Genomic DNA, 18,155 nt, shown 5'->3' on the forward strand with positions numbered 1-18,155 from the left:
ACTACTTGTCTGTTTCGGGAATTTACTCTACTTACACTACAGAGCCAGTAAGATAACGCCCTGGTGGGGTGTCTTAGTTCCTCAGCGAACAGCTTTTTTAACTATTCTTCTAAGCAACTGATTATCTGACTAATTAATCCTGAAAGCGGATAAAACATCTCTTTTGAGGCTTTCGGGAACACAAATATACAACATAACCGGGCAGGCTGCTGTTCCTGTTTACAACTTTTTTTCTGACCTGAATAGAAACGCTCGGATCTGTCAATAAAACTTCAATCCCTGACTCTGCGGAGAAGATAGTTAAACCCAATCGAACCAACCTATATAGCCCATAGAATGAGCCATTCCCTCATTTTAAACCGTTACTGATGACTCCTTGAATTGAGTGGATGTTAAAAAGACATTAACAATCCTGTAAAACAATCTGTCTATTAAGTGAGAACTGAGGTTATTGAAAGCCTGAATTCTGAACGCTGGACCAATTATATTACGTATGACGCAAGTATATAACGCTGACCAGCGAACGCTTGGGGTTACCTTCTCAACAGAAAATGAAGCAAGCGTGCTAGTCTGGGCGCCCGTAGCCAAACACGTATCAATTAAAGTATATGGGTACGCAGCGGCTCTACCACTTAAACGGGAAGAACTAGGTTACTGGAGTTTAAAAACGAACCAGATTTGTCCCGGCGACCTATACACGTTCATTCTGGATGGTCAGAATGAACGGGCCGATCCTGCTTCCCTTTCGCAACCTCAGGGCGTGCATGGACCTTCGGAGGCTTTTGATACGGGTGCATTTGCCTGGAACGATTCGGACTGGGTTAATCCGGACCTGGACGATTACCTGATCTACGAACTTCATATCGGCACGTTTACATCCGAAGGCACGTTTGCCGCCCTGGAAGAAAAACTGGATTACCTGAAAAAGCTAGGGGTTAATGCCATCGAGGTTATGCCCATTGCTCAGTTTCCGGATGCGCGTAACTGGGGTTACGATGGCGTTTTTCCATACGCAACCCAGAATTCATATGGTGGGCCGCAGGCACTTCAGCATCTGGTGAATGCCTGTCATACCAAAGGGATTGCGGTCGTGCTGGACGTAGTCTATAACCACTTCGGACCGGAAGGTAATAACCTGAAAGACTTTGGGCCGTATCTGACGAATAAATACAGCACGCCCTGGGGCGAAGCCATCAATTTTGATGATGACTGGTGCGATGGCGTCCGGCGCTATTTTATTGAGAATGCGCTAATGTGGTTCCGCGATTTTCACATTGACGCCCTGCGGCTGGATGCCGTTCATGCCATCCGGGATTTTAGTCCGGTTCATATCTTACAGGAACTCCGGCAGCACGTTGACCAGTTGATGGCTGCCAGCGGACGACGGCATTATCTGATCGTTGAAAGCGATCTGAATGATCCCCGGCTGATCAATCCACTCTCAGAGAACGGTTATGGTATGGATGCCCAATGGATGGATGAGTTTCATCATTCGCTGCGGGTTACCGTTGGTGAAGAACGGACCGGCTATTACAAGGATTTTGAGGGCATTGGTCATCTGGCGAAATCGTACCAGAGTGCTTACGTATACGACGGTCAGTTCTCGAAAGTACGCCATAAGTTATTTGGCCAGAAGGCAGAGAATAATCCGGGACGGCAGTTCATTGTTTTCTCGCAGAACCACGACCAGATCGGTAACCGTAAACTGGGAGAGCGCTCCAGCCAGTTATACAGTTTCGAAACTCAGAAAGTAATGGCTGGTGCGGTGCTGGTTAGCCCGTATGTACCGCTGCTGTTCATGGGCGAAGAGTGGAGCGAACCGGCCCCTTTCCAGTATTTTGTAAGCCACACGGAACCGGAGCTGGTAGAAGCGGTGCGGCAGGGGCGGCAGGCAGAGTTTGCGGATTTCCACGCGGGCGAAAGTGGGGAGGTTCCCGACCCGCAACAGAAAGAAACCTTTGAGAAGTCGAAACTGCACTGGGAACTGCTGCAACAGGAACCGCACCAAACCATGTTTCGCTATTACCAGACACTGATCGCGCTCCGTAAACAGCATCCGGCCCTTCGTTGTCTCAATCGTCGGCAGCTCAACGTAATCCTGCACGAGGACAAGCAGACTATTCTTTTACAGCGCTGGCACGAGGATCAGCGGGTTCTCTGCCTGATGAATTTCTCGAAAGAATCCCAGTCCATCCAGTTGCCAGACGGACCAAACAATTGGCAGAAACTGCTCGACTCGACCGACCCTCAGTGGCAGGTTGAGCCAGCGCAGGACACCGGTTCCGGTCGCGCCAATCCGGCTCACGAAACCCTGTTGGATGCCAGCATCCTTACGTTACAGGCCGAATCGTTCGTAATTTATTCCCTCAATCATGACTAATCCGGTTGCTACGTACCGAATTCAATTTCATAACGATTTTACCTTCGCCGATTTTGAACGCATTATCCCGTATCTCGACAAATTAGGTGTCCGAACAGTTTATGCTTCGCCCATTTTTGAAGCGGTGCCGGGCAGCACGCACGGGTACGATGCCGTCAATCCGCAACGTATCAACCCGGAAATTGGCACTGAAAAACAGCTGAGAGCCATCAGCGCTGAACTGACAAAACGGGGCATCAAGTGGCTTCAGGATATCGTGCCGAACCACATGGCTTTCCATCCCAACAATGCCTGGCTGATGGATGTGCTGGAAAAAGGTCAACGGTCACTCTACAGTTCTTTTTTTGATATTGACTGGAGCAGTCCGCATCATCACGGGCGGCTGATGGTTCCATTTCTGGGCTCGTCGCTGGAAGAAGTAATTGAAGCCGGTGAACTCAAAATAGACTTCCAGCCTGATCGCCTTGTACTTGTACTGGCTTACTACGATACGGCCTATCCGATACACCTACGCTCATACGCCACTGTGCTGCAGGCCGGTGCCGATAAACCAGATAAGGCGGTTCAATCCCTGCTGAAAACGTTGGCCGACCTTGAACAGGTAACCGATGCCAAAACCTATGCGCTGCGTGTTACGGAGTTTCAGGTTGAGCTAACTAACTGGCTAAAAAATGAGGGGAAGTCTGCTTTTAAAACCTGTCTTAAAGCGGTCAATGAAAATCCAGCGCTTATCCGTCAGATTGCCGACGAGCAGATTTACCGATTGTGTTATCATAGCGAAACAGACAGTCAGATCAATTTTCGCCGGTTTTTTACCGTCAACAGCCTCATTTGTCTGAATATTCAGGACCAACAGGTTTTTGAGCATGTGCATAAGCACACTAAACACCTCCTGGAAGCAGGCGTATTTCAGGGACTGCGCATCGACCATATTGACGGTCTGTATGACCCCGGCCACTATCTGGATCAGCTCCGGGAACTGGCAGGTGAGGACGTTTATATAGTCGTTGAGAAAATTCTGGAGACGGGCGAAGACCTGCCAGCAAACTGGCCAATTCAGGGGGCAACTGGCTATGAGTATCTTTCGCTGGTCAATAATCTGTTTACCCGTACCGGCAGCCAAGAGAAATTCACCCAGTTCTATCACAAGCTGCTGGGCGAAAAAAGCATCATCCGCCAGGAGCTTCATGAGAAAAAAGCCTATATCCTCTATGAACACATGGCGGGTGAGCTGGATAATTTGAGCCGGCTTTTTGAGGAGCTTAATCTGATTGATAACGACCGGCAGGCCAACGTTTCGTTCGATACGTTGAAAGCAGGAATCGCGGAGTTTCTGATTCGATGCCCGGTGTACCGCTATTACGGAAACCACCTGCCCCTGAGTGTTCGGGAGGCCGCAGCCGTCCGGGATATTCTGGATCGGATTCGCCAACGTAAGCCAGGCCTGACAACGGTTATGGACGTACTGGAAGATGTACTTCTGACCAAGCCGCAGACGGGCGACGAGGCCTATAACCGCCGGGCCTTACGTTTTTATCAGCGCTGTATGCAGTTCACCGGTCCGCTGATGGCCAAGGGCGTAGAAGATACGCTCATGTATACGTACAACCGCTTTATCGGGCATGGCGAAGTAGGTGACTCACCGGAGTTTTTTGGGCTTAAAACCGACGAGTTTCACCAGAAGATGCTCGACCGGCAGGCCCGCTGGCCGCTGTCGCTCAATGGGACCTCGACGCACGATACCAAGCGGGGCGAGGATGTCCGCAGCCGCCTGAACGTTCTGACCGAGCTGGCCGATGAATGGATTGCTGAAGTGCATGCCTGGCAGGAGTTAAACGCTGATCTGAAGCAAAACGACGCACCCGATCCTAATGATGAGTACTTCATCTATCAGACACTGATTGGCGCTTATCCGATGCCGGATCAGGATGAGGATAAGTTCCCTCAACGTCTGACGGAATATCTGGAAAAAGCTCTGCGGGAGGCCAAGCGGTTTTCAACCTGGAATACTCCCGACGAAGCATATGAGGAAGCCGCTAAAACCTTCGCGCTACGATTACTGGATCGGAAACGCCCCTTCTGGAAACGTTTTCAGCAGTTTCACCAGCAGGTTTCCGATTTCGGGATTGTCAATTCATTAGCGCAGGTTGTTCTTAAATCGACCTGTCCGGGTCTGCCCGATGTGTATCAGGGTTGTGAGTTCTGGGACCTGAGTATGGTAGACCCCGACAACCGTCGACCCGTTGATTTCGACCAGCGTCAGCAGGATCTGGATGAACTGATAGCCAGTGATGCCGACGACCTGTGGTCGGAATTATGGCACAGCCGTTACGATGCCCGCATCAAGCTCTGGGTAACTCATCTTTTGCTTAATGAGCGGCAGCAGCAGGCCGACCTGTTTGCTAACGGTCATTATGTTCCCCTGACTGTCGAGGGCCGTTATAAGCAGCACGTACTGGCGTTTGCCCGTCGGCACGAATCAACCTGGTACGTAACTGTTGTTCCGCTCGGTCTGGCGCAGCTATGCCGCGAGCAGCAAACAGACCTCCTGAGTCTGGACTGGCAGGATACCCGCGTTGTTTTGCCCCCCGAAGCCTCTACGCAGTGGGAGAACCGGCTGCTCAGCACCAGCGGCACAGCCGAGAACGGTCTTGTCGTCAGTGAACTGTTCCAGACCTTACCACTGGCGGTGCTTAAGCTGGAGCAAGTCCGCAGTGCGCGAAGCGCCGGGATTCTGCTGCCCATTACGTCGCTGCCGTCGCCGTATGGTGTTGGTGATTTCGGTCCCGAAGCAATGGCCTTTGCCGACTTTCTGGGCCGCAGTCACCAGACGTACTGGCAGGTGCTGCCTCTGAACCCGGTTGAATCGGGACAGGGCCATTCGCCCTATAGTTCGAACTCCAGCATGGCCGGTAGCCCGCTGCTCCTGAGCCCGGACATTCTGGTTCAGGAGGGTCTGCTGGAAGAAGCTGACCTCCGGGAGGCTTATCTGCCAATAACCGAACATGTCGATTTCAAGGAAGCCCGCCGGGTCAAGGAACCGCTCTTTGATAAAGCCTATCAGAATTTCCGGAATATCCAGTCTGTCGGCCAGCAACAGGCGTTCAACCGGTTTTGCGAGCAGGAAGCGTACTGGCTCGACGATTACGCCCTGTATTCGGCGCTTAAACTGCATCACAACGACGAACCCTGGCACACCTGGCCCAAGAAATTCAGACTACGTCAGCCAGACGCTCTGGAAACCTTCAGCCAGCAGCATGCCGACGCCATTAACAAGGTAAAATGGCTGCAATTCATGTTTGCAAAACAGTGGAAAGCCCTGCGCGCCTACTGCAATAACCTGGGTATCCGGCTGTTTGGCGACCTGCCGTTTTACGTCAGTTATGATTCGGTGGATGTGTGGGCCAATCCAGAGCTGTTCAGTATTGATGACAACGGAAAAATGACGGGCATCGCCGGGGTCCCGCCTGATTACTTCAACGCCGACGGTCAGCTTTGGGGCATGCCCGTGTTCCGATGGGATGTGTTGAAAAAACAGAATTATGCCTGGTGGGTGGAGCGGCTTCGCAAAAACATGGAGCTTTTTGACCTGCTGCGGCTAGATCATTTCCGGGCCTTTGCCGACTACTGGGAGGTGCCCGCCAGTGAGCAGACTGCCGTTAACGGAACCTGGAAACCGGGGCCGGGCGCCGACTTTTTTTCTGTGCTGCGGCAAGAGTTCGGCGAACTGCCATTCGTGGCGGAAGACCTGGGGCAGATCAATGAGGCCGTCTATGAACTCCGGGACGAATTCGGGCTGCCGGGCATGAAAGTGCTGCAGTTCGCTTTTGGCGATGAGATGCCGAAAAGCATCAACACCCCGCACAACCACACGCTAAATTCGATTGCCTATACGGGTACCCACGACAACAACACCAGCCGGGGCTGGTACCGTCAGGATAAAGAAAAGGCGCAGAGCCGGCAGTTGGAACGGTACGTTGGCCTACCCGTAACAGAAGAGAATGTTCATTTGATTTTAGGTCGGCTGGCCTATGCATCGGTCGCTCAGACGGCCATACTGCCTTTGCAGGATGTGCTGGGTTTAGATGAATCGGCCCGGTTGAACACCCCGGCTACGACCGAGCGCAACTGGACATGGCGACTGCTACCTGACCAGCTCAGCCCGGCGATTGAGGAACAGCTCAGAGAATGGACTACAGTTTACAATCGGTACTGAGCGTGTCATTTGAATCAATACACTAGATAACTCAATGATGATTAAAATAGGCTATCACGCATCCCACGAGCAGATTAAACCCAGCACGTTGCTCGATTACGCAAAACTGGCTCAGGATGCAGGCTTTACGTCTGGCTCTTCGTCCGATCATTTTCATCCCTGGAGCAACCGCCAGGGCGAAAGCGGCTTTGCCTGGTCATGGCTGGGAGCCGCCCTACAGGCTACCTCGCTTGACTTTGGCGTAGTGAACGCCCCCGGTCAGCGCTATAATCCGGCTATTATTGCGCAGGCTGCCGCAACGCTGGCCGATATGTTTCCCGAACGGTTCTGGCTGGCACTCGGAACGGGGCAGGCACTGAATGAACACATCACCGGCGAAAAATGGCCCTCAAAGGCAGACCGAAACGCGCGCCTGAAAGAATGCGTCGATATTATCCGGGCGTTGTGGAATGGCGAGACCGTGTCGCATAAGGGGTTGGTTACCGTAGAAGAGGCTCAGCTTTATACCCGTCCGGTGGTGAAGCCACTGCTGTTCGGCGCGGTCGTCACGAGCAAAACAGCCGAATGGGTCGGTAGCTGGGCCGATGGGTTACTGACTATCTCACAGCCGAAAGACAAGCTGCGCGAAGTCATCGACGCGTTCCGGCGGGGTGGCGGAGAAGGCAAACCTATGCATCTGAAAGTCCAGCTTTCTTACGCGCCCACCCTTGAAGCCGCCCGGCAAGGCGCTTATGACCAATGGCGGTCGAACGTTTTTCCGAATAATATGCTGACGGAGTTACGGATGCCCGATCAGTTTGATGCGGCTGGTGAAATGGTCAACTTACAGGAGGTTGACCGAATGGTACGGATCTCATCCGACCTTGGCCAGCATCTTGACTGGCTCCAGCAGGACGTTGACCTGGGCTTCGAGCGGCTTCTTCTGCATAATGTCAACCTGGAACAGCAGCGGTTCATCGAAGATTTCGGCCAGCATGTGCTGCCAACTCTGCTGGCAACTGACCAGCCAATAAACCGTACAGTAATCAGTAGTCCGTTTTCGGCATAGTCCCATACCCTCAGGGCCGTATGAAACAAACGCGTGTTACTACCTGGAGCCAGTTGATGGATTGTCTGTACGAGGAGGCCTGGATGCCTGCACTCCAACGTTTCCGTCCGCCCTTTGCCTTTAGGGGACTGCCTGATGCGTCCTACACGCTAAACACGTCGCTGATGCGTCTAAGCGACAACTGCGCACCAATTGAAGGGCACCTGCTGCGTAATTTCAAGAAGTATGCGCTTCGAAATGTCGTCGAACGGGACTCGTTCTGGTACTGGCTGTCGGTCGCGCAGCATCATGGGCTACCCACCCGACTGATGGACTGGACCTTCTCGCCCTACGTTGCTCTGCATTTCGTGACGGCGTCAACGCAGCGATACGATCGGGATGGGGTGGTCTGGTGCCTGGACTATAAGAAAATGCACCAGCAGTTGCCTGATGCGCTGCGCGGTTTGCTTGAGAAAGAAGGAGCCGACGTGTTCACAATTGATATGCTGAGCCACATCCATTCATTGCGGGAGTTCGACGATCAGGCTGAGCATCCGTTTGCGTTATTGATCGAGCCCCCTTCTATCGACGACCGCATTGTCAATCAGTATGCCCTGTTTTCGGTTATCTCCAGCCCAACCGTTGGGATGAATAGCTGGCTGGAGGAGCGGCCCGATGTGTATCGGCAGATCATCATTGCGAAAGAACTGAAGTGGGAGATTCGCGATAAGCTGGATCAGGCCAATATCAACGAACGGGTGCTTTTCCCGGGTCTGGATGGGCTGAGCCTATGGCTACGGCGGCAGTATGTTCAGCCCAGCAGCGACTCCGATATTCCGTCAAATCTGTTGATGAACTGAACAGCCTGGCTTACCAGCATCTGTGCCCAATTAAAACATTCAGGCCTCTTCGCTGTCAATATTGAAGCGAAGAGGCCTGAATGTATAGGAAGGTCAATGTTTATTTCTTCATTACGCGTTTGGTCGTTTGCCGGTCGCCCTGCTGAATATGCAGCAGATACGTCCCCGTTGGCAACTTGCCGATTGACAGTCGGTGCTCGGCACCGGTTGCTGCGGGCTGGTTGCTGAGTACGGCCCCATCCGTCCGCAACAGTCGCAGACTGGTAGCGCCACCCGAACGGGGCACCTTAACCGTCAGCACGTCGTCGGCGGGATTCGGGAATACGCTCACCTCATCATCGAAGGTAGGTTCGGTAGCCGTAACGAGGTAATAAAGCGGGTCAGACGCGGCCGAGCCATTGCACTCATTGTACACCAGAACCCCATAGACGCCCGGAAATCCTTTGGGGTTAAACGTCTGGCTGGTGGCGCCGGGAATAGGCCGATCGTTCAGCAGCCACTGGTAGGCCGTTGCCTGCACCGTTCTGAAGGTTGTGCTGTCCGACGAAATGACGGGTTTGGCTGGAATGGGATTGGGCGTCAGCTTAATGGGAATTTCCTGACTGGTTGTGTAAGGACTGGAAGCCACAATCCGCATTTTGTAATTATCGCCGGGCGCAAATCCGGCCGGCAGACGGAACGTAAGCACACAGCCCGCAAAGCCCTGGGCATCGGCGGTGCCGGGTGAGATACATTCCCTGGCGGTCGTAAAGGTTTTGAACGTACCGTCGGGGCCGGATATCTGCAGCGAAAACGCGTTCTTTTCTTCAAACGTATCGCTGATGCGGTAGCTAACCGGTATAACTCCGTTTACGCATGACTGCGCAATGGTAGGGTCGGGCGTAATGTAAGGTGGTTCGTTGAGGGGACGTGTCCAGACTCCGTACAGCGACGACCCGTAGAGCATACCGTTCTCGGTTGTCAGGGGGAACATGCGCAGGTTCTCGGTGGCGGTATTGTCGGCGCTGTTCTGCAGCAGCGGCAGGCCGTTGTTATACCGACGCCAGAACACGCCCCTGGTCGTTGATACGCCAACGCCTTTGAAAGTACCCACAAACAACCCGCCGGGGGTGGGCAGAATAGACCGGACAATTGACGACGTTATGCCCTTATCGGCGCGGGCCCAGGTTGTCCCGTTGTCTACCGAACGATAAAGCGATTCACTATTGGTGCCGGCGTAAAGCGTATCACCGACGGCTGTTATCGTCCATACGTCGGCGTTATTTCGCACATCTTTTACAGCTTCCCAGTTCGTGCCATCGTTGGTTGACCGGTAGAGCCCTCCACCCTGAAAACCAAGGTAGATTGCGTTTTTCAGTTTGGTAACGTAGCTCGGACGACGGTCGGCGGAGGGCAGTCCGTCGCGCGACAGAAATTTCCAGTTCACGCCACCGTCCGTAGAACGAATAATTCCGTTACTCAGCGTAGCCGCAATAATGTCTTTACCGCTTACGTAAAGCTGGGTTAAGTAGACACCGTCTGGTATCGCCTGCGGAGCGTTAACGCGCTCCCAGGTATCACCATCGTTGGTGGAGCGATAGAGGTTGCCACTGGTCAGGTACAGCGTATTGCCATCCCGCACCAGCGCCTGAATGGTTTCGGTTGGCGTCAGACGATACCGGACAATCCGCCAGGATTTACCCCCATCGGTCGAACGAACAACGTTTTCGCCTGATACAACCCATAACTTATTGCCGCTGGTAACCAGCATTTCTGTATCGGCCAGCAGACCGGCGTTGGCATCCACCCAGGATTTGCCGCCGTCGTCTGACCGGTATATACCCTCGGCGCTGGTACTGATCAGCAGGCTGTTGCCCACAAACGTAATGCCGCTGATGCTGGCATCCGAGGGAAAGTTTGCTATCTGTGTCCAGACATTCCCGTTGTTCGTGGAAGTATATACGCCGGTATCGGTACCAATATAAATCACGCCGTTTTTAACCCGAATAACCGACACGGTTGTGCCGAAAGGCAGGCCGCTGTTAGCAGCCGTCCAGTTCGCCCCCAGGTCCGTTGAGCGGAAAAAGCCCTGCCCATAAGCGCCCGCCATCAGCATGCCGTTGATCTGCTCAAGTGCAAACACGTTGCCTTCCAGCGAGTTGTTGCTGGTAGCGGCAATCGGGCTGCGGAGAAGCGCCCAGGTCGTGCCGTCGTCGATGGTCCGGTAAATGCCATTTCCTGTTCCAGCCAGAATAGCCTTGGTGCCGGGTACATTCAGTAGAGAGAAAACACCGTCCCGCGTATATAAACCGGCCGTAACGGATAGCCAGTTCTGGCCGTTATTGGAGGAGCGATACACTCCGTCGCGGGTAGCTGCGTACAGAAATTGACCGCTGCGGAGAAAGGCGTTGGCCGCGGGCTGCGAGCCCGATAAGGTTGGGTCGAACCGGCTGGAAGCGGCCCACGATATACCGCCATCAGTCGAGCGATAAACACCGGCGCCACCCGTACCCAGCAGCAGCAGCGAGTCGGATTGATAAAGGGCTGTGGCCGACGAGGTTGTCAGACCTTTTGAGGTAATCTGCCAGGATTTTCCGCCATCGGCCGATCGGAAGAAACTACCCGCCGGACCGGCTGCGAAGGCTACTTTGTTATCAGATTCAAGCAGGGAAATCGGGCCACCGTAGGGGCCAAGCGGCTTCCACTGAGCCAGTATAGTTTGGGTTAAAAAAAAGCTTAAAAAGATCGTTATAGCTGGACGTATCATAGCGGCACTATCAGGCATGATTACCCGAAAGATACGCTCTGTGGACCCGGCGGTGAAAACTATTTAGTAAAAGGTAGAAATAACTAACCCTCTCCGCTTGCCCATGTTTGTGAAGTCGCTCACTGACAGCCATCCGCCTGTTCAGGCTCTTTCTCCGGGTGTTATCTATACCCGACAGCTCCGGCACGGGCTGGCTTTCCTGCAGTTTTACAGGCCTCCCCTTCATAGAATCATTCTCATAATTATGACATTTTGAGTTCGAAGGGCTGAACTGCTAAACAGCCAGTGGGGGCAAAGCATACAGATTCCGTATACTTTGCCCCCACTGGCTGTTTTCGTAGATTAGATTACCGGGGTCGGCGGCCACCGCCACCACTGGCGGGTGTGCCCCCGGCGGGTTGTGCGGGCTGCTGAGCGCCCGCGTTATCATTGCCGCCTTCGTCTTTCAGGTCGTCGTTGGCACCCCGGTTCCGTTGTCGCTGGGGCTGATCGAAGCTCATCTTCCCAAATTTATAGCTGAAGTTCACCCGGATACCGGCGTTGTACAGACTGGTCACGCTATTCTGCGCGAAGATAGGCGAACTTGACTCGGCGCGGATCGTAAACGGATTGTTGAAGAAGTTCTCGCCCGCAATACCGAAGCTGCCCCGTTTGTCTTTCAAGTCTTTCTTGATACCCAGACTATAGAACGCGAATCCGCCCTGCGAACCCTGCAGCTGAATCTGACGTCCGCGGATAAAGCCGAAGCCCTGAAGGCCCCAGCCGTTTTTAATGTTCAGGCTCGTAAAGAATCGGCCCGTCACGACCCAGCCGGAGTTGGTTGCGCGGTAAACAGCCGTTGCGCTGTTATTGGTCAGGTACGCGTAAAATGCATCGAAACCACCCCCAATCTGCCACTTCGAAAACAGGGTAGCGTTTCCGAATATGTTAATCCCATAAGCTTCTTCACGACCAATGTTCAGGTAGGTTGTCCGGATGGGCCGGGGCAGGGTTGGGTTAGTTACCTCACCCAGGCTGGTCGTAACCGTATCGCGCACACTCGTAATCGAGTTGTTGGTCAGTCGGGCAAACAGGGTAGCATTCAAATACACGTTTTTGACGTAGGCGCTTGTGCTGAACTCCAGATTGTCGGTCAGTTCGGGCGAAAGCAACGGGTTACCCTGCGTGATGTTGGTGGGGTTGGCCGCATTGACGTTCGGGTTCAGGAATTGAATACCCGGCCGCTGCAACCGACGGTTATAGGCCAGCTTGATGGTTTTGCCGCCTTTTAACGTCTTGGACAGGTTAATACTCGGCACTAAATTGCTGTAGCTCGGAATGCCCAGATCCTCACCGGCCTGACCACCCTGCTCGCCGGGCTGTGTGCGGCTATAGTTGGCGTTGATTGTCGTGTATTCGTAGCGCAGACCCGCCTTGAGGGTGAACTTACTCTTGGTTGTGAGCGTATACGATCCGTAGCCTGCGGCAATGTTCTGATCGTAATTGAGCGTGTTGGCCGGCCGGTTCTGATCCAGCACAAACATGCCCATGGCACCCGATGCAAAGTTGTAGCGGAAGCTGCTTTCTACCTGCCGGAAGATGCCCTTTCCACCAAACTCAATCAGCTGATTCTTCCCGATGGGTGTCTGATAGTCGGCCCGCAGCGTCGTTTCCTGGTTATAGCTGTCATTCAGGTTCTGCTGGCGCGACGTAATCGTGGCGAAGTCGGCCTGGCTCAGAAGGTTGGCCGTAAAGTCGTTGTTCCGGTTATTCCGGCTGAACTGCGCCGAAACGCTGAACTCCTGCTGCGGTTTGGCGTAGGTCTTGGTATAGTCGATGTTGGCATCGACCGTTCCCGACAAATCTTTGGTCTGTACGTTCCGAAGGTTGTAGGTTGGCAGATACGCCCCCATCGATCGGGTCAGGAAATTATCCTGAAACTGGGTGTTGTTGCGGGCACCGTAGCGCAGGCTGGCCGTAATGGCGCTGGTCTTGCTGATATCGTAATCCCAGCCGAGCGTGTACTGACCGAACACTCCCTGACTGCGCGTATCGGCCGACTGTTCGGTGGTTATCGTGGTGCCGTTGTTATTGAACGTCTGCTGGGTGTTGGCAAACCGGCCTCTTACGTTATAGTTGGCCCGACCAAAGCCGCTCAGGCTAAAGCCCATTTTTCCTGTTCGCAGGTTGCCGTTTAATCCCAGGTTAGTGCCCCGGTTACCCACGCCTGAATCCAGATTCAGTGTGAATCCCTGCAGGGTAGTTTTCTTGGTTATGATGTTGATGATACCGGCCGAGCCTTCGGCATCGTACTTGGCCGAGGGGCTGGTGATGACCTCCACGGTCTTGATCATGTCGGCTGGAATCTGCTTCAGGGCGTCGGCTACGCTGCTGGCCACGATGGTGGATGGCTTGTTGTTGATCAGCACCCGCACGTTGCTACTGCCCCGCAGGCTGACGTTACCATCCAGGTCGACCGACAGCAGCGGCACTTTCCGCATTACGTCGGTTGCGTCGCCCCCTTTGCTCGTTACGTCTTTCTCGGCGTTATAGACCAGCCGGTCCACTTTTTCCTCAACTATAGCCGCCTGCCCAACCACGTTCACCTCGCTCAGCGTCCGGATGTCGGGCGCCAGCATCACGGTGCCCAGGTTTACGTCGCCCCGGCGATCGAGCTTTACGCTTGAAATGGTCTTGTTGCGATAACCCACGAAAGAAATCAGCAGTTGAAAATCGCCCGAGGGCAATTTGTTGAGCGTAAACCGGCCCTTTTCATCGGCAACGGTGCCGTCAATTGGCCTTTTGGTCGTTACGTCAATAAGCGCAACACTGGCAAACTCAACCGGTTTGCTGGTCGTTGAATCCACAATGATACCCGTCAGTTTGGCATTGCCGCGGGGAACGTCGCTATTGGAAACACCCGGTATGGTCGCGGCTGGCCGCTGACCTCCCCCACCCGGCGTCGTGGGAAACTGCGCCCGAACTACGCTTGCCGTAGTTAGCGCAAGGGTACCCGTAACGAAAAGAAGTATTGTTTTTTTCATAATCAGGTTAAACTGTACCTACTTGAATGAGTTAGCAAATTTCGAATTTGTTCCCGGAAAAAGACAAGTAAATCCACCAGATTCAGCCATTCATGGCTTTATATCCTTGAATTATACACAAACGGTTAACAGCCGGGACGAACGGGGCAGATTACTCAGGCGAACAGTTGAGTGTTATTGCTCAATTCCGGATAGGTTGCCGGTTCCATTACTTCGGGAACGTCACTGGGTTCAGTTCGCGACGTGATTCGTTTGCTGATACTATAACTATGCATTCGCTCGGCCGGGTAGGGTTGCATCAGCAGCGCCAGCGCGTCTGCTTCCGTCAGATCATCGTGCAGCCAGGCCTGTTCGGCATCGGCGCCATCCGGCAGGTGGGTCAGCACGCAGGGCATCCGTTTTTTGGTGTTATGGATGGCCGCCAGCAGCGGATTGGCTTCAGTCGTCAGTAACGTATAAGTCCGGACCAGTTCGCCGGTTTCGGGGTCGGGCCATTCGTCCCATAAGCCCGCAATCGACATAATTTTCTGGTCTTTGGCGGTGATATAGAACGGAAACTTTTTGCTGCCCTTTGTGTGCCATTCATAAAAACCCGTGACCGGAATCAGGCACCGCTGGCCTTTCTGAGCGGCCGTACGATAGGATGGTTTATCATAAATAGTTTCGGCGCGGGCGTTAATCGTCTTTGTGCGAATGTCAGCCGCATCGTCAGCGGTTTTGGCCCAGCGCGGAATCAGCCCCCATTGAATCAGCTGCAGTTTACCGGGCTCCTGTCGGGTTACAATGGGCCAGGCCGGAAACTGGTATGCATTAGCGTGATAAATGGGCTGAAAATTAGCCGTTGGCGGCAGCGCAGCCGCATAACGGACTTCCAGTTCAGGGGCCGACACGTCGAGTGATTTATGGTAGCACATACAGAGCCGATAGTCTATGCTATCGGGGCTTGGATTATGCCGACAGCCATCTGCTACCGGCTCTGTGTCTTAAACCATAAACTATAACCATCGGTTATCCAAATTCGTGAATGATGTGAATCCAATGACCCCTTCAATTCAACTAACGCACCTCGCAGATGGTCAGGCGCTTGACCTCGCTGACCTTGAGAACAATACCTGGCAGCAACTTCAGTCGGCGCTGAAGAATGAATCCGATGGTTTTAAAACGATAACACTGGCGACCTGTACGGCCGATGGTGCCGATGCCCGGATGGTGGTCCTGCGGCAGGTGGACGCCGAACGTAAGTATGTCTGGTTCCATACCGATGCCCGCTCAGAAAAAGTGATTCAGCTGGAAGCGTTCCCCAATGCGACGCTGCTGTTCTGGGACGATAAACGACAGGTACAACTGCGCCTGACGGTCGAAACCCGGCTGCATACAGACGACTACGTTGCCGATGAACACTGGAAGGACCTATGGGTTGGCAGCCGCAAGACGTATCTCTCCGAGAAGACGCCGGGCAGTGAGCAGCCCGAGCCGTATCCGGGCTTCCCGGTTAACCTGGGTGACGATCTGCCTACCGAGGCCGAAAGCGAAGCCGGTCGGAAAAACTTCGCCGTTATCGAATGCCGCGTACTAACGATGGAATACCTGCACCTTAGCCGCGCCGGGCAAACGCGGGCGCGGTTCCAGTACGAACCCGTCCGGAAATCGGTGTGGCTGGCACCCTGACCAGACAGTCTTGACAAAGCACGGTGTCTCATCTGTATCTGGAATACGTTTACCGTATGACAACTGGCAGCCGTATTCCAGCTATTTCTGACTATGGGGCCAGGGCAACTGCGGGGAACGAAATCGATAAGCTTCTCTTTTATATAGTTACCTGTTTTTGGCCAGCTTTACCAGAGACGAAACATTAAGCAGAACTATCTCTATCAGACATACTTCTGCCAGTTATGTTCTTCTTTGAACCCCAGAACTTCGCGGATTTTCCGATTTGAAAACAAGGCTTCGTGCTCGCCCAGTTCACGGGTTACGGGCACTGTAGGAAAGAACCTTTCCGCCAGTTCTTTGCTGGGAATAATGGCCCCGTTATGATCATTTCCAGCATTGAAAACCTGATACCCGAGGCCATCTTTTTTCAAACATAAATCCACGATCTGTCCCAGGTCACGCGCATCTATGTAACAGAAGGCATTCCGGCGTCGCACTTCCGGGTGCTCAAAATAGTAAGGAAACAGTTCCGCGTATTCGTGCGGTTCAATTACATTCCCGATCCGAAGAGCATAGATATCAAAGCCTGACCGTCGCTGGAAGCTGCGCGCTGTTTTCTCATTGACGACCTTCGATAAGCCATAGCTGTCCATGGGATCAACGTCATAGTCCTCCTCCAAAGGCAGAACCTGAGGGTTGGTTTTACCATCCGAAAAACAGACCCCATAGGTGGTTTCTGACGAGGCAATGATAATCTTTTTGATACCCAGCTTAACAGCGGCTTCAATCACATTATAGGTGCCGATGGTGTTCACCCTGAACGTTTCATTATCCGGATTGATCAGTATCCTGGGTACGGCAGCAAAATGGACTACGGCATCAAATTTAGGTACGCCATTGCCAGCCTCCAGTTCGTCCAGGGCGGCATACGAGCTCATGGCATTAAACATTTGCCCAGAATCGGTTATATCCGCGATCAGATTATCTACCCCTGGGTGCTTCAAAGGCACCAGGTCTACATTCATTACCCTGTGTCCTTGGTTGAGAAGGTAGGGAATTACGTGCTTGCCTGCTTTTCCCGATCCTCCTGTAAACAATACTCGCATTTTAGTCATAGGTTCTTCTGTTCAGAACATGTTTGGGAATTGATACCAATTAAAAGTCATAACCGCTTCAATGGTCCGCAATCTCTCTTTTTTTAATCTTGAACGAAAGCAGAAATATAATCTGCATCAACTACTGAACAAGCTCCTGTAACCCTAGCGCATTAATGCGCCAGGGCGAACGTAATGTGACAGCGGCTAGTGCCAAAGCCGGTAAAAAGCAGAAACGCTTTGGAGTAAACATAGCCGCTATGAAGAAAGCTCATAACCAGTGAATTTGTCATTTCAGAAGCAATCGGGCTTTTCAGAACAGGGTTATCCCTTGCGACTTCGGCGCGACTTACGCCAGTTGGCGTAGTCCTGGTAGATTCGGTCCAGAAACACGGCGGGGCTGACGGAATAATAGACGCCGTTCAACGTAACAGGGCCGAGTGGCACCCGGTTCTGGAGGGTATAGCGGTAACCGGTCATTAGGTTAACCCCGAACCACCGAAGTGGCCGGATACCAAATACCTCCGGAAATTTAGCCGAGATGGATAAGCCTACGCTCAGGGGTACGGCTATGCTGTTACGTCGGTCGGGTTTCTGGGTGTCGGTACTAAACAGATCGTACCGGGCCGACCCAACGCCGACTTCAATGGGCGCGCTCAGTTCCCAGAATTTGCGTCGGAAAAAATAGGGCTCTACGTAGACTGTTGCGTACTGAATTCGCCGGTACGTGACCTGAAACTCGTCCCAGGAGTCGCTGATATGCTGCGTTGTGAAGTAGTAGCCAACGCCCAGCTTGATATTATTGGGCAGGAGAAACCCCGCCCGCGCTCCCCACACGTTTACGGGATTACGGAGCAACGGCGGACTCGCATCTTTAAAATAAAAGAACCGCTGGTCGGCTTCGAGAATGAAGCGCGGTTTTTCGGGTCGTTCGTTTTTGGAAGCTGGTAGGCTATCAGCAGGCTGGGCGCAGGCCCTGTGTCCGGCTACGAACCACAACAGGCTAACTATAAGTAAACAACGCAGCATACGGAATACGGAGTTTGTGAACAGAGAGACCTATCCCTTAAAACCCCTGAAGCCTTCCCAGTGTTGCTGGAACGGCGAGAATCTGTCTAACCTCTTTAGCCTCTTTACGAGTTATAGGGTACGGATATCA

At 53.1% G+C, this 18,155-nt stretch carries 10 protein-coding genes; 5 read left to right on the top strand and 5 right to left on the bottom strand.

The window, feature by feature from the left end:
- The first annotated feature begins 493 nt into the window (after positions 1-493).
- From treZ to HNV11_RS14140, 4 genes are read left to right on the top strand one after another with little or no spacing between them, the layout of a single operon-like run.
- Positions 494-2,380: a malto-oligosyltrehalose trehalohydrolase gene (treZ, locus tag HNV11_RS14125; RefSeq protein ID WP_171740279.1), complete on the top strand. Its 1,887-nt coding sequence runs from the start codon at positions 494-496 to the stop codon at positions 2,378-2,380.
- Entirely contained in the window at positions 2,373-6,596 is a 4,224-nt protein-coding gene (treY, locus tag HNV11_RS14130; RefSeq protein ID WP_171740280.1) for a malto-oligosyltrehalose synthase, read from the top strand. Before treZ ends, treY begins: the two co-directional genes overlap by 8 nt.
- Before the next feature lie 37 nt (positions 6,597-6,633).
- Positions 6,634-7,644, top strand: a complete 1,011-nt coding sequence (locus tag HNV11_RS14135; protein ID WP_171742183.1) for a TIGR03885 family FMN-dependent LLM class oxidoreductase — start codon at positions 6,634-6,636, stop codon at positions 7,642-7,644.
- Positions 7,645-7,664: 20 nt separating this feature from the next.
- The gene (locus HNV11_RS14140; protein ID WP_171740281.1) at positions 7,665-8,483 is read left to right on the top strand and encodes an FRG domain-containing protein; all 819 of its coding nucleotides are present in this window, start codon (positions 7,665-7,667) and stop codon (positions 8,481-8,483) included.
- A 100-nt stretch (positions 8,484-8,583) separates the two neighbouring features.
- On the opposite strand, the gene HNV11_RS14145 is transcribed toward HNV11_RS14140, so the two are convergent.
- The 3 genes from HNV11_RS14145 to HNV11_RS14155 all read right to left on the bottom strand — a co-directional run bounded on the left by HNV11_RS14145 (position 8,584) and on the right by HNV11_RS14155 (position 15,166).
- Positions 8,584-11,229 carry a YCF48-related protein gene (locus HNV11_RS14145; protein ID WP_171740282.1) on the bottom strand — a complete coding sequence of 882 codons (2,646 nt, stop codon included), beginning with the start codon at positions 11,227-11,229 and terminating at the stop codon, positions 8,584-8,586.
- Between the two features lie 347 nt (positions 11,230-11,576).
- The gene (locus HNV11_RS14150; protein ID WP_171740283.1) at positions 11,577-14,252 is read right to left on the bottom strand and encodes a TonB-dependent receptor domain-containing protein; all 2,676 of its coding nucleotides are present in this window, start codon (positions 14,250-14,252) and stop codon (positions 11,577-11,579) included.
- 155 nt (positions 14,253-14,407) lie between these two features.
- Complete coding sequence (locus HNV11_RS14155; RefSeq protein WP_171740284.1) at positions 14,408-15,166, bottom strand: SOS response-associated peptidase; 759 nt, start codon at positions 15,164-15,166, stop codon at positions 14,408-14,410.
- Positions 15,167-15,290: 124 nt separating this feature from the next.
- Here HNV11_RS14155 and HNV11_RS14160 point away from each other — a divergent pair, with 124 nt between their 5' ends.
- On the top strand, positions 15,291-15,920 hold the full coding sequence (locus tag HNV11_RS14160) for a pyridoxamine 5'-phosphate oxidase family protein (protein ID WP_171740285.1): 630 nt from the start codon (positions 15,291-15,293) through the stop codon (positions 15,918-15,920).
- Between the two features lie 203 nt (positions 15,921-16,123).
- Here the strand turns inward: HNV11_RS14160 and HNV11_RS14165 are convergent, their stop codons facing one another.
- Both HNV11_RS14165 and HNV11_RS14170 read right to left on the bottom strand, forming a co-directional pair.
- Entirely contained in the window at positions 16,124-17,017 is an 894-nt protein-coding gene (locus HNV11_RS14165) for an NAD-dependent epimerase/dehydratase family protein (RefSeq protein ID WP_171740286.1), read from the bottom strand.
- A 303-nt stretch (positions 17,018-17,320) separates the two neighbouring features.
- A complete protein-coding gene (locus HNV11_RS14170; protein WP_171740287.1) occupies positions 17,321-18,025 on the bottom strand; it encodes a hypothetical protein in 705 nt (234 codons plus the stop codon).
- Positions 18,026-18,155: the final 130 nt, after the last annotated feature.

Origin of the sequence: Spirosoma taeanense (assembly GCF_013127955.1) — a bacterium.
GTDB lineage: Bacteria > Bacteroidota > Bacteroidia > Cytophagales > Spirosomataceae > Spirosoma > Spirosoma taeanense.

Coding starts and splice junctions, on each gene's coding strand:
- treZ (WP_171740279.1), top strand. CDS start 494: ATGACGCAAGTATATAACGCTGACCAGCGAACGCTTGGGGTTACCTTC.
- treY (WP_171740280.1), top strand. CDS start 2,373: ATGACTAATCCGGTTGCTACGTACCGAATTCAATTTCATAACGATTTT.
- HNV11_RS14135 (WP_171742183.1), top strand. CDS start 6,634: ATGATTAAAATAGGCTATCACGCATCCCACGAGCAGATTAAACCCAGC.
- HNV11_RS14140 (WP_171740281.1), top strand. CDS start 7,665: ATGAAACAAACGCGTGTTACTACCTGGAGCCAGTTGATGGATTGTCTG.
- HNV11_RS14145 (WP_171740282.1), bottom strand. CDS start 11,229: ATGATACGTCCAGCTATAACGATCTTTTTAAGCTTTTTTTTAACCCAA.
- HNV11_RS14150 (WP_171740283.1), bottom strand. CDS start 14,252: ATGAAAAAAACAATACTTCTTTTCGTTACGGGTACCCTTGCGCTAACT.
- HNV11_RS14155 (WP_171740284.1), bottom strand. CDS start 15,166: ATGTGCTACCATAAATCACTCGACGTGTCGGCCCCTGAACTGGAAGTC.
- HNV11_RS14160 (WP_171740285.1), top strand. CDS start 15,291: ATGACCCCTTCAATTCAACTAACGCACCTCGCAGATGGTCAGGCGCTT.
- HNV11_RS14165 (WP_171740286.1), bottom strand. CDS start 17,017: ATGACTAAAATGCGAGTATTGTTTACAGGAGGATCGGGAAAAGCAGGC.
- HNV11_RS14170 (WP_171740287.1), bottom strand. CDS start 18,025: ATGCTGCGTTGTTTACTTATAGTTAGCCTGTTGTGGTTCGTAGCCGGA.